The following is a 14,016-nucleotide window of genomic DNA, read 5'->3' as shown; positions in this document are numbered from 1 at the left end:
AGAACTTGTACAAATCACAGCGCACGCGCCTGAGCGCGGCAACGGATCGCGCAAATCCCGGGGAAATCTCATGAAGTGATATATTCCCCCCGGCACTTGAAGGGACATCATGAAAACAGAGATCTTCTACGCGCTCTATCTGATCGCCATCGTGACCGAGGCAATGTCGGGCGCGATCATGGGGATGCAGCGCGGTATGGACCGCTTCGGGCTCGCCTTCATCGGCATGGTGACGGCGCTGGGCGGGGGCACCATCCGCGACGTGCTGTTCGGCCGCCATCCGCTGGTCTGGATCGCCCACCCGGAGTATTTGCTGCTCACCCTCGGGGCGGCGACGCTCACCTCCATCATCGCGCGCCATGTGCACCGGCTGCGCATGACGTTTATCACCGTCGACGCCATCGGGCTCGCCGCCTTCACCATCCTCGGCTGCGACATCGGCATGACGGTCAGCACGAGCCCGGTCATCGTTGTGCTGGCGGGCGTGCTCACCGGCATTGGCGGCGGTATGCTGCGCGACTTGCTCTGCGGTCAGGTGCCGCTGGTGCTGCGCCGGGAGATGTACGCCAGCGTGGCGTGTATCGCGGGTGCGATGTACGTCGCCATGCTGCGTCTGGGTGTCGAGAACGGCATCGCGACGGGCATCTGCTTCGCGGCGGGCTTCATCATCCGGATGCTGGCCGTGTGGTTCGGCTGGCGCTTCCGCACGTTCGAGAACGAAGCACCGGCCGAGCCGATGCATTGAGAGCGCCGGTGCCAGCGCAGGGGCGGGTCGACTGCCGTTTCTACCGCTTGCAAGCGGCCGGCGCGACAACCGGCCTGACCGGGCGGCGCGACTCGCTTATTCCGCCGGACGTTTGCCGCCCGGTCTGCGTTGCACAGTAGTCGAGCGTCTGACGCAGCAAGGTATCGACCTTGCGCAACGACAAGCCGTGACGCGCAGCGACTTCTTCGCGAGTCAGGTCGTCGACGCGCAGCTCCATGAGCACGCGCCGGTGATGTCCCGACATCTCGCCCAAGGCACGGGAGAGCGCCGCAAGCTCGGAGCGCGCACCGGCCACGGCCTCCGGGCCGGGTCCGCGATCCGGCAGAACGTCGAACACTTCATGCTCCTCGCCGAGCGATTCCCACATGCGGCGACCGCGCATCTGATCGACCGCCAGGTTGTAAGCCATCCGAAACACATAGGTCTCGGCGCTGTGCACCGCGTCGGGCAACGTGGCGCTGCCAAGCCGCACCCATGCTTCGTGCAGGCTGTCGCTGGCGGTATCGGAGCAACCGATCCGGCGCGACAGCCGGCGCAGCAGGCGCTCGTAGTTCGACGCCAGGCACTCGCGCAGTACCTGAATGGCCGCGCCGGTCTGCCCGGCATTGCCGATTTCGTGCTCCTCGGCGGCCGAGACGGCGTCGGCAACGCTGTTTGCCGTGCCCAGATCCACTTCAGCGCCTCCCGTGCTCCGTGCTTCCCCGTTCTTTCCACGCGCGAACATTGTGTGCCCCCCGATACCCATGAACGCTTCTGTCTGTCATTTCGTGCAAGCCTCAATGACATGACGGATATCGAAGGGCAAATCCGCAGATTATTTTTTGTAACGCGCCGCCCGCCGTCACAGATGTGCCTTTTCCTCCCGGGTGAGCTGCATCTTCTGCGCTTCGGTCAGCTCACCATTCCCAACCAGTTGGAATGCGCTCGACGGGTCGTAGCTCCCCCTTGCCGGCGGCGCAAGCGACGCGCCCTTCTGGTCGGGGTTGGGGGCGGGCGTATCCGTGCCGCCGCCCAGCATCCGCACCGAGAAGATCGACGGTGCGTTCTGACGTTGCGCCGCCCGGTCGCGCGCGATGGCGTCCTGTGCCGCGGTAGCTGCCTGTGCGGCCGTGGCGCTCGCATTGGTCAATGCGCCGACATTGACCGCCGCAATCACCGGCAACCCCGTCGACTTGCCCTGCACCTGAACGTTGGCGGCGTTGACGATCGCCAGCGCTGCGAAGTTGACGTTGCCCGACACACGAATCCCCGCTTCGCCCGCGTCGATGGTGCCCAGCGGCGCAACCAGGTCGATGTCGCCGCCCGGCACCTCGGGCAGCGGCGCCAGCGTGGCGATACCGGCACCGCTGGATGGCACCGACGGCGAGAGCGTCACATCGCCCATGGTGTCGTACACGCGCTTGGGCGGGGTATAGAGCACCGTCGTCTTCGCGCCGCGACCGGCGTTGATGTCCCCTTCGGCCGACCACGCCTGAATGCCGCCGCCAAAGGTCGTCATCACCCGCGACAGACCGAGCAGGATGCTGTCGCGACTGTAGAGCTGAATGTCGCCCTCGCCTTGCGTAACCACCCCCGCGGCCGCGCCCGGCGTCACCCCTTCGACACCCACCAGCGTTCGCCCACCCGGGTTCAGCATCTGGATGTTGCCGCCGAAGTTGGTGCGCACACCGGCATCGGTCGTAACAGGCGTCGTCACACCGTTCACCGTATTGGTTCCGGTCACGCTGCTGAACAGCGTGATCGCGCCGTCGTAGTTTTGCGCATTGCCCTTCTCGTCGTTCGCCGGGAACAGCGTGGCGATGGCTTCCCGACCGCGCAGATAGCTGCCGTAGCGCGGGCTGCTCGTGTCGTTGTACTCCCGGCCGCCGAGCAGCAACTCCTTGAAGTACACCTCACGCACGAACACGCCCTGCTGCACCTGCGGCAACGCAAGGAAGTAGCCGAGCGCTTCGGCCGACGTCCCGGTGTAGCCGAAGCGATCCTTTAGCCACGCCGTCAGTTCGTCGCCGTAGGCGTGCACGACCTTGCCGCTGCCGGCCAGTGCGCTGCCGCTGGCCAACTGGCTGGCCGGATCGAAGTACAACTTGGCGAAGCGCGTGTAGTCCGGACCATTGGCGCCCACGCCCGCGAGCACCGAAATGTCTGCGCCGCCGGTGGTGTTCGACGGGTGCATCACGTCGCCCACACTCGTGAGCATGCCGACATAACCCTGATACAGATTGCGCCCCGCCTGCATCTCCAACAGGCCCGGTCCGACAATGTTCGCCGACTGATAGAGGATGTCGCGCCCGGCCTGCATGAGCGTGATATCGCTGCCGTTCAGGTTCGCGAACGTGTCCGGCAACGTGCCGGCGCCGACGATGTCGCGCCCGGCCATGACCTCGAAAGGCTTCGCCGCAACGTACCAGACGCCGTGCGTCGGGATAAACTGCGCCACAGGGTCGTTCCGGCTGACAAGCGTCTTGCCGATACTCAGATCGTCGATATCCACGCCGGCATAGATGCGGGCAGGCACACTATCCTGCCCGTGCAGCGGCGACGTCACGGTGTCCTCGCCATACGCAAGCGGATTGGCCGCAGCCTGACGAATCGCCGCGTCCGACGACGCGCTGTTGAGGTTTGGCCCATTGATCGTCTGGAAGAAAGGATGCTGCGGCGTGGCCAGGCTCGCCATGTCGGCGCCAGACATCGAGACCGTCGCGCCCTGCCCGTAGATCGTGCCCGCCGCAAACATTTCGAGTTGCCCCACTGGCGAGGCGATCAACTCGAGATTAGTTCGCGGATCGTCCGGCGCCATCGCCGTATTGAACCGGATATCGCCGTTGGCGGCCGTCACGCTCAGGCTGCCCGGGAAGAAGCTGCCGCCGTTCGCGGCGCCATTGCCCGCATTTCCACCGTCGATGGGCATGACGTCGCCACCGGCCGAGAACAGTTGAATGGCGGTGGCCGGACGGAAGAGCGTGAACTGCGTGTTGCCGCCCTTGGTCAGGGAGCCCGTGGCAGTCGTGTAGAAGGCGCCGTCGACGTTCTGTGACGCCGTCATGCCCGCGTCGCCGACCCCGCCCAGCACGAGATCGCCCCGCGCGCTGACGCTGACCGTGCCGTCGCCGGGGATCAGCACCGGTCCGCGCGTCTGCGTCACACCCTTGATCGTCGTGAGCGCCTGTGCGCGCGGATCGTAGGACTTCCAATAGTTGCCATTGCCATATGCCGCCGTCGCACCGACCGAGCCCGCGTCGATGGTGGTGTCGCCGCGCAGGCTCGTCACCGAACCGAAGTAATCACCAGGACGGTCCCACTGCCCCACGGAAGGACGTCCGTTGAGCATCCCGCCAACCTTCAAGCGCAGATCGCCACCGCCCGTCTGCACCAGACTGCCGTCGGACAGCACACGGCCGGTCGAGGCAACGGCAAGGTCGAGGCCCGTCGACTGGAAGGTGTTGTCGGACGTCATCACGCCAGCGTTGCGTCCGGCCACCAGCGTCAAATTGCCGCCACCGAGCGTGCCGATGCCCTGAAAACCGATGATTCCCGAAGTGCGATTGCTTGAATCGAGCACGGCCGTCGAGCCGAAGTTGATCCCCCACGCAGTCGGGTCCGTCGTGAGTCCCGCCCCGCCCTGGCGCCACAGCCAATTCGACGTGAGGTTACTGTCGACGAAGCGCTGCGAGTTGTCGGCCATCTGGATATTGCCGCCTACGTCCTGCTGCGCCGATATCAGCACGTCGCCACCATGCTCCGGATACCAGACCTGAACACCGCCGCCCGAACCGGCGGACGGCAGGTTGTACGGATTGCTGCCGTCGGCTGCAAGTATCGGGGCCGAACTCGTGCCCGCCGTGTAGACGCCGTAGGGCGTGGCTTCGCTGAAACTGCCGCCCGACAGGATTTCAAGATTCCCGGTGCCGGTACGCAACACGCTGAAGGCCGTGGCGCGTAGCGCGTTGTTGTAGGCGGCATCGCTAAGCGTCACGTCGCCGCTGCCCGCGAGCGCACGCACCGTCTGGAGCGCTCGCTGATCCGCCGCAGTCACGTCCGCCCCGCCCACCAGACGGATGGATGTCGAACGCGAACCGGCAGCGAGCATGGCGGCACCCGGGCCAGTGGCCGGACTCGGCGGGACCGCAGGGCTTGTCATCGTCGCCAGCACGGGCATATTGCTCGGATCGAATGCATAGCCGTAACTGTTTGCCGCGCTAATCGTCGTGCCCGCCGGTATCGTGTCGCCCGGGTTGTAAGCCACGCCGTTGGTGTCGGTCAGCGGCCCCCAGTATTGATTCTCGAACCAGTCGTAGAAGCCGGTGGCCGGGATCGTCCACGCCACGGGGAGATAAACGTCGCTGGTGTCGTTGAACCAATACGTGTAGGTCGTACCGTTGCCGGGCGTCGTCCTCAACTTGAAAGCGGGCACGGTCGACACGTCGATGATCGAAATTGTCGCCGGTGCGCCGTGCGTTGCCTGGAATCCGTCGGAGATGCTGCCCCCGATCGTCAAATTGCCGCCCGCGCGCAAGACCAGCGCCATCGGCTCGCCCGCGCCATACGTTGCCGAATTCGGATCGCGATCCGCCCCTGCGCCATAGCGATACGCCGACAGATCGATATCGCCAATCGTCGATAGATCGCCAACGGAGGCGATCTGCACGCCCGGGCGCAGGTGGTAGGCACTGCCGTAGGCCGAGAGACCGGCCGTGCGCGCCGCCAGTGCGCCGTTGCCGGCAGCGGCGTTCATGAACGCGGTGCTGGCGCTGTCGTAGCCGTCAAGCGTCGCCTGCGAAATCGCACTGCCCGCCGCCAGGTGATATGTCCAGAAGCCGTTGAGCGCGACGCTCTCGGCACCGCGTATCGTCAGCGGCCCAGGCGCGTTGATGGCGATGTCGCCGGACGTTTCCCCCGTTCGCATCGCGTTGAGGATGATCTCGCCGTAGCGTGCGCCGCCCGGTGTGCCGAGATCGAACACGGCGCCCGGCGAGAGCGTCATCGTACCGCCCGACGTTGTCAGTTCGATATGACCGCGATTCTTCGATTCGATGGGCACGCCGTAGCTGTCGACCTGGAGCTTCGTGCCGTGCGCGTCGAGTACCGCACCGCCGCCGAGCGTGAGACCGTTGCCCGCCGACAAACGGATCGTGCCCGGCGACGTGCCCGAAGCGTCGATCGTGCCGTTGACCGTCAGACTGCCGCTGTCGACCGAGATGCCGACGTTATGCGCCTTCACGCCGTCGCCGACGACCAGATCGCCCTGTTTCTGCACGAAGCTGCGCGAATCGAAGAAGCCCCCCTGCGTGAGCAGCGCGTTCAGTCCGGCAAAGTCGGCGAAAGTGCCGGCTGCCGCCCCAAAGTCGGCGCTGACGAACCCCGGGTTCGGGCTTCCGCGCAACTGGCCGTTCAGGGCCACCGTGCCGGCACGAGCGTCGATCGTGATCGCCCCCGCATTGTTGTTCTGCGCAGAAACATCGACGATCGAGCCGGACGACTGCGTCACGGCGCCCTGCGCGCTCGAGAACGTTGCCGTGCCGCCGAAGCCGTAGACGGTGTGCGCCTGAATCTGCGAGGTCTGCCCGCTCAGATCGACGCGGCTGCCGTCGGCGAGCACGATGTCGTGCGTGGCGTCCACGGCCAGCTTGCCGCTGGGCAGCAGAACCGTGCTGCCAATGCGCACGTTATCGCCCGTCAGATCGATCTCTGCACCGGCAACCGTCGACGTTGCCGTGCTTGGCATCAACCCCGCCGGGGCTACGACATTGAGCGCGCCGCCCGCCACATAGCCGATGATCGATTTCTGCGTGCCGGTGAGCAGCGGCGTCGCCAGCGTGAGGTTACCCCCCGTGCCGCTCTGGCCGAAGACCGCGCCGCTTTGCGTGCTCGGCGTTTGAAACACGAAGAGCTTGCTGTTGCCAGCCGACACGATTCGGTCACTGGCCGTCAGATCGACATCGCTGAAGCCGTAGATGGTGCGCGTGACGCCGGTCGTATCGACCGGCACGAACTGGCCGAGATCGATTTCCTTCGCCACCAGGCTCAACGCACCGTTGCCCAGGCCACCCGTCAATATCGCCGGTGCCGACGCCTGCGCCACGCCGTTCCACGTCAGCCGGTCGGCAGCAAGCGTTGCTTGATCGCCTGCCGCACCATAGCCATAGATCGCAGGGGACTTCAGGACGACATCCACGCCCGAGCCGCGCGTATCGAGACCGCTGCTGCCGAACACGTTGATCGCCCCGGCGGCGCCCAGCGTGATCGTCTCGAGGGCAGGTGCGCCACTCGACGCATCGCCATGCATCAGCGTCGAGAGCATGGCCTGATTGAACAGCATGCCTGTCGGGTTGCCCGCCCCGGCAACCTGCGACGCGTCGCCCACATTGAGCGACCCCACCGCGAGCGTGATATTGCGCGAGCCGAAGCGTGCCGTCGAATCGAGCGTCGACGAGCCATTGGTCGAGAAGACCAGCGTGCCTTCGGAGAACAGGCCTGAGCCCGCACCTATCGTGATTGCGCCGTTGCTCGATTGCGCGCCGCCAAATTCTATATCGCCGTTCGACAGGCCAAGGACCGTGTTATTCCCGGCGACGTAGGGCAGCCCCGTGGTCGCCGAGTCGAACGGTGCCGCGCCCTTGCCGACGGTCGTCAGCGTCACGTTATTGCCCAGCGTGATGTTGGTGCCGATCAGATAGATCTCTCCGGCGGACAAGGTGATGCCATCGCGCAGATAGAGATCGTGGACGCCACTACTGTAGAAGGCGTATTGCAGCCCCCGCAACGGGACCGTGTAGCCATTGATACTCAGGCGCGGTGCGTTGATCGCGCTCAGATCGTTTGCCGCAACCGACACCCCCGTGAAGCCCGGCGTGCGAGTTCCCGTGGTGATTTCGCCGACGTTCTCCACCGCGACCTGTCCCACGACACCGCCCGGTGCCGCGGCGAACAGCGCCTTGCCGTCGAACGTGAAAACCGGCGTCGTCGGTGCCTGGTCGGGCGCGACGAACATGACGTCAAGCGCACGGCCATCGCGCGGCAGCATCGGCGCAAGGTTACCGAACTGCGCCGCCTGACTCGCGAGGAAGTCGCCGTAGCTTTGTTCGTTGAACTGGGAATACTTGCGCACGGCCGTGCCCGGCGTGACCAACAGGGTCGACGGCAGTTGGTTAATTGCAGACGTGTTGGCGATACTCAGATAGCCCGCCGTCAAATAGGTGCCGTTGCCCGCCGCCGTCGCGATGCCCGGCAGATTCTGGCCCGTAGCGCCGATCTCGACGCGATAGGCCCCGGGCAGCAGTGCATAGTTCGACGGCAGCAACGTGTAGGTGCCGGCAGGCAGCCCCGGCACGCCGTTGCCGATGGTGACGCGCTGCCCCACGACCGGATCGCCCGCACCGTTCTCCGGCGCTACCGGCGCATAGTTCGACGCATAGCCAGGCACGATGGCGTAGACCTTGTCGCTCGCCTTGCTGAGTTTCATGGTCGGGTTCGCATTGACCAGCGGCGTATTGAGCACGTTGACCGAACCGCCCCGCCCTGACACGAATCCCGCGCCGGTGAGCGAACCTCCCCCCGAAAGATCGATCGTTGCGCCACCGTCCACGGCGATCGTCTGTCCCTTGAGCCGGATACCGGAACCGATGTTCCAGCCCCCCCCCGTGAAGCCGCCCGCCTGCAACGCAGAGATGCTGGCGCCGTTGTAGTTGTACGTCACGCCGTCAAAGGTGCCGCCGTAAGGCATGGTGAGACCGTCGGAGGACACCGATGTCACGCTGCCCGGCAACAACTCGACGTTCCGGGTGATGCCCCCCGAACCTGGCACGTTATCCACCTGCCCGAGGATCAACGCCCCCAAGGGGGCACGCAGCACGCCGCCTTGTTTGATGTTCGGCGCCGACATCAGCAGCGAGCCGAACGCGGACATCGGCATATCCGGCACATCGGCCGTCGTGCGGCCCAGCGTCAGGGTGGCGTTGTAGTTCGGGTTGGTTGCGCCGGCGACGATGTTCGCCTCGGCCCCCGTCGTCGGGTATATCTGCGCCCCCTCGAAGTCCAGATCCCACGGCGAGATCAGCGACGTCCCGGTCGCCAACGCCGTTGTCGGAAGAAAACGGATATCGCCCTGACTAGCGAAGCGTATCGTCTTGAAACCCGCTACGGGGGTCTGCACCCACTGGTTGAGATCCTTGTCCCAGTAAGAAGCATTGGAGGAGAAGCTGATCGGCCCCTGAATGTCGATGAGGTTCGCGTCGACCTCGAATGTCGCTGTGGTCGGGAGACTACTCGGCTGCACATTGCCGATCGCCCCGCTCCGAAAGCCGTCGCGAAAGACGGCCGGTGTGGCGCTGAAGCTCACGTAAGGCGCGGCCAGACGCACGGTGTTGCTCGTGGGCACCGGGTTGCCCGCCTGGGGCGAATTGGACGTGATGGCGTTCGCCATGAGCTTGAGGCTCTTGTCGAGCGAGAGCGACACATCGCCATTGAAAATCAGAAAGTCGGTCGACAGCAGCGATGCCGAACTGAAACCGCCGCCCTCGATCTGATCGACGCTCACCGTCGCCTGCCCGAACGCCAACGAGGCCGCAGCGGAAGGCCCGGTGAGCGCGGCCGGAACGCCGCTGTGCTGTGTGACCACGAACTTCCCAGGGACTAGCACTGACATCGGAATCAGATTGGTCTGGTCCTGATATTGCGCGGTAGTCAACGACAGCGACAAATCGCCGCCCGAGGCACCTGCGCCGCCAGCCTTGGCATGCGCGTTGCCGTCGAGCATCAGACCGCTCATCGAGTTCAGCGCGATCGCCCCGCCGTTGGAGGCCAGCGCCATGCTGCCCGTGGCGTTCGACGGCTGCCCCGGCACTGTCGCCGTACTCACCTTCACCGCCGCGCCATCGGCGTTCAACTCCGCGCCCGGACGAACGATGACGAACGATACGTTGCCGTTCAGCGCGATGCTGCCGGCGTCCAACACGGTGCCGTAGGTGCGCCCGGAGGCGTCGACAGCCGTGTAGCCAAAGCCGGAGACATCGAGCATGGCGGTCGGCCCCAACCAGATCGCCATGCCGCGGTTGTTGCCGGCAGCGTCGAAATTGCGGGCGCTGGCCAATACGCCATCGGCTTGCGCAGTCAGCGCGATCTTGCCGCCACGGGCGATCAGCGCACCATCGACAGTGATCTGCCCGAACGAATCGAGCGTGATGCTCTGGCCTGGGTCGACAACGACCGATGCGCCCTGCCCGATGCTCACTTCACCGCCCGCCTTGTTGCCCTGATAGTCCTTGGTGATCGAACGCAATGCGAGGCTGGCCCCGGCTCGCTGCGTGAGCATGGCAGTCTGCGCGTTTTCCGCAAAGAGTTGCGGCAGCGCCACCTCCATGACCTTCGACGGATCGCTGCCGGTGGGGGCGCTCGCGCTGTTTGCCGTGAAGTGGTACACGGGCATGACCGGCGCGAGCTTCACGCTGTTGTCCACGCGCACGCCCTGCCCGCCGTTGATGTCGTAGCTCGAGAACCCCGCGCTGAAGAACGGCGTATTGCTGCCCGACGTGCCCGCGTTGAACGTGGGCGCCGGCGTGACAGCGACGTTGCGCGCGAGTGTCGTGCCGGCGGGGATGACCACACCTACCGGGTAGGTCACGTCCACGTTACTGACCGTGCCCGCCGTGTACACGATACGGTATGGCAGGATCGAGAAGCCGGTGGGGAACACCTTCGACGGAATGACAGTCCCTGCGGGCAGGTTGCTGTTGCCGTCCGCGCCGAACATATTGAAGATCAACGTGCCCTTTGGCAGCGTGTCGCCGGGGTAGTAGCGGTTGTATCCGGAATTGCCGTCCGTTCTGTAAGCGAGTATCCCCACGCCAGCAGGTACGACCCAATCGGCTGCGGTGGGTGTGCTCGGCGGCACGTCGAGCTGAATCGGCACCGGGAACGGCACGTCCATGATCAGCTTGGTGTGCGCATCGATCGAGGAGAACGGCAGCGGCGTGCCTGCGGGAACGGTGTAGGGCTCGGCGAGTTTCACCGCGACGTTCGCCGACGTTCCTGCCGCCAGCTCGCCACCGGCCAGCGCCGCGTTCGCACCGATCATGATGGCGTCCGGCGTCGAGATCGTGAGTTTGCCGCCGCCGTTCACGCCATATGCGAGGATCGCACCGTTCATCGTCAATGTGCCGACGCTGACGTTCACATTGCTCGCCGAGTCACCGGCGATCAGCGTGACGTTGCCGCCGGTACCGCCGCGGGTTTTGCCATTGGCGAGGACTGCGCCGCCAGACGACACGTCGATCACGCTACCGTCACCGATCGTCAGATCGCTGGTGGAATCGAACGTGACGTTACCGCCGTTCAGGAAGGCAACCTTGGCGAGCGAGTCGGGATCGGTCGCACCGTTGACCCAGAGCCCGCGCACGTCGATTCGCGCGCCCGGCGACAGCGTCATTCCCACCGTGCCGTTGGACTGGAACAGTGCCACGGGGTATTGCTCGCCCGCGCGCAGATAGGTGTTGGAGATATTGACCGTGCCACTTGGCACGATGATGTTGCCGCTCACCTCGACACCCGGCGACACCAGACTCAGACGGCCGCCATTATCCAGACGCAGGTCGCGGCGCACGTTGATGTCGCCTGACGTCACGAGGTCCAACTCACCATAGCCGGTGGCATTCAGACGCGCGGCATCGAGCCAGAGCGTATTCGTGCGTGTCGCGTCGAGCGCATCGCCCGCTTTCATCTGCGATGTGATGTCGTCGATGTCGCCGATCACGACATCCGTCGCGAACGCGTTCGTGCGCCCCAGCCCCATGTACTGACCGAGTGTCAGCGACGCAGCACGCGCAACGGCGAACTGGCTGAGTGAGTAGCCGTCGGTGAGCCCGGACGGACGTGCCTGCGTCTGCACCGGGCCGGTGTAGACGTTGGCGACGACGTCGCCCTCGAGCACGGCCGTCGGCGCCGAGATCGACAGACGGCCCGCGTCGCGCCCGACCGTGTAGCCGTTCTGCAGTACGCGCGTGGGCGCGATGAGCGGGCTGGCGTACGACTCGGTCAGGTTCTTGCCCCAACGCTCGTGTTCCACCTCGAAGCCGCTGTAGACACCGGTGTAGATCAGGTTCGATGGCGCGGTGTTGACGTTGTAGAGCTGACCGTCTACCCCCTTGAGCCACGTCTGATTCAGATAGCCGGTCTGCACGTTGAGAGAGCCGCCCGACAGGTTGATGAGCGCCCCCTTCTGCGTCACTACCTCGTTGCCGCCAATGGTCACGGTGCCGCCCTGCGCGGCCCACTCCCCAATGCCGTGCGTCTGATTGGCCAGATAGCCGCCGACTTCCAGCAGACCGCCGGGGGTGTACCAGCGCTCGTTCGCGTAGCCCCCGACGGACGCCGGGACGTACACCAGTCGCCGGCGGTCGATGTAGACGTTTGCATTGTTCAGTGCCGCGTTATCGCGGTTGCCCGGTGCGTCGCGCTGCTCGTTGCCTTGCACGTTGATCTTGACGTTGTTGCTGTCCATCGACAGCGAGACGCCGACCGCGCCGGAAACATCCAGTTGTGCCCCGTTTGCCACGAAACTGCGCCCCGTGGCGCTCACCGCCAGTTGACCACCGGTGGCGAGCGTGAGCGAATTGCCCTGAAACTCGATATTGCCGCCGCTCACGATCTCGACGCGCGATTGATCGCGTCGATCGGAGAGTATCGACAAGTTGTCGAACAGTCCGGACGACATGCCGACGCGCAGCACGTCCTGTTTTGCGGAATCCTGAATCAACGCGGTGCGTTGACTGTCGAGCGCCGTCGCTCCGTTCTCGCTGATGAGCACCGACGTGAGCGCACCGCTGCCCAGCGTCACCTTGCCCAGCGTGTCGCTCGCTGAGTTCAGCAGGTGAATCGTGCCACGCGTGTTGACCGTCGTCGTCGACACCGCCGTGCCCAACTGCTGCACGTCACGGCCCGCCAGCGTGATGTCGCCTTCGGAAGACATCAGCAAGCCGCTGTTCACCACCTTGCCTGCCGTACTCTGTGCCACGAACTGCGGCGAAATCTCGCTGCCTCGGGTCGTCGACGGCGTATTCGCATCCGTGCCCACGCCCTTGCGTATCACGAAGCTGTCGCCCGCGGCCAACGCCACCTGCCCTTGCGGCGTGACGATCGTCCCGGCGTTGCTCACCTGATTGCCGAGCAGCAACACATAGCCGCCGCCTTGCGTCACCGACGTCGGCGTGCGGGTCGTGATATTCGCCCCCGCCTGCACTTCGACCTTGCCCAGGGCATCCGTGAACGTCGGCGTCGTGCCGTTTGCGCCATAGATTCCACCCGTCTGAAACTGCGCGTCGCTCATGCGAGCCGCCGCGACCACCAGGTTGCGCGTATCGACCTGACTCGTGCCGCCGAAGATCACACCGTTGCGGTTAAGAATCAGGACGGTGCCGTCACCGTGAATCTGCCCCTGAATCTGGCTCGGACGCGCCTGTGGATCGTTCACGCGATTGAGCACCGACCAGTCGCTTTGCTGCGCGAAGTTGACCGACGTCTTGCGCCCGACGTTGAACGTCTCCCAGTTCAGGATCGCTTTGTCTGCCGTTTGCTGAATATTGACGTTGGTCTTGCCGTTGGCGCTCGTTTGCGTTGGCGCCTGTGCATTGACCCAGCCCTTGGTCAGGCTATTCGTGTCGACCTTCAGGCCGCCTTCGGTCAGACCGTCAGGGATCGTTGCATCGCTGTTTGCCGCAGCCGCTCGCGCATTGGCCTGCGCGGCCTGCATCGCCGCAATGTTCTGTGCCGCCGTGCCCAGATTCGCAATCGAGCGCTGCAACTGTGCATTCGCTTGCTGTTGCTGCGCCGACGGGTCCATGAGTGATGACACCGGCATACCGTTCGGCAGGCGTCCCGTCTGCGAGGCGCTCGCTTGCGCTGCACCGCGCGCGGCGAACCATGCGTTGCTGAAGGCTTGCTGCGCGTGTGCAGCCGACGATGCCAGCAGCGTCAATGCGGCGGCCTGCACCAGCGGCTTTCGATGCAGGTTACGAATGACGCGACTCAGCCGCCGGTGCTGCTGCTTGCACGGCGAGTCGGCAGAACTATCGGATGCGGGCGTTGCGAGCGAGGCGAAAGGGTTCGGTTGCATGTCGGGTGTGCAGTGGCAATCGGTTAGCGGCCACCGCCATCAGATTGATGCAAGCGGCCTTCCCTTTGATGACGACGCTCACCTTTGAAACCCGCAACGCCTTCCCCGAAAAAACTTGGTATCCGCCTCTCGCGTGCCTTGTGCACGC

Annotated in this window: 3 protein-coding genes; 1 reads left to right on the top strand and 2 read right to left on the bottom strand. The window is 65.0% G+C overall.

Annotated elements, in window-relative coordinates:
- The first annotated feature begins 109 nt into the window (after positions 1-109).
- Positions 110-745, top strand: a complete 636-nt coding sequence (locus PBR20603_RS15830) for a trimeric intracellular cation channel family protein (RefSeq protein WP_150560469.1) — start codon at positions 110-112, stop codon at positions 743-745.
- Positions 746-785: 40 nt separating this feature from the next.
- Here the strand turns inward: PBR20603_RS15830 and PBR20603_RS15825 are convergent, their stop codons facing one another.
- Entirely contained in the window at positions 786-1,439 is a 654-nt protein-coding gene (locus PBR20603_RS15825) for an RNA polymerase sigma factor (RefSeq protein WP_174977943.1), read from the bottom strand.
- Between the two features lie 168 nt (positions 1,440-1,607).
- Positions 1,608-13,868, bottom strand: a complete 12,261-nt coding sequence (locus PBR20603_RS15820; protein WP_150560467.1) for a filamentous haemagglutinin family protein — start codon at positions 13,866-13,868, stop codon at positions 1,608-1,610.
- Positions 13,869-14,016: the final 148 nt, after the last annotated feature.

The sequence above is a fragment of the Pandoraea bronchicola genome (genome assembly GCF_902459805.1).
GTDB lineage: Bacteria > Pseudomonadota > Gammaproteobacteria > Burkholderiales > Burkholderiaceae > Pandoraea > Pandoraea bronchicola.
The sequence above is the reverse complement of the archived record's forward strand: the minus strand, read 5'-3'. Positions and strand labels throughout refer to the sequence as shown.

What these genes read in the sequence shown, in the direction of transcription:
- PBR20603_RS15830 (WP_150560469.1), top strand. Translation starts at nt 110, where the DNA reads ATGAAAACAGAGATCTTCTACGCGCTCTATCTGATCGCCATCGTGACC.
- PBR20603_RS15820 (WP_150560467.1), bottom strand. Translation starts at nt 13,868, where the DNA reads ATGCAACCGAACCCTTTCGCCTCGCTCGCAACGCCCGCATCCGATAGT.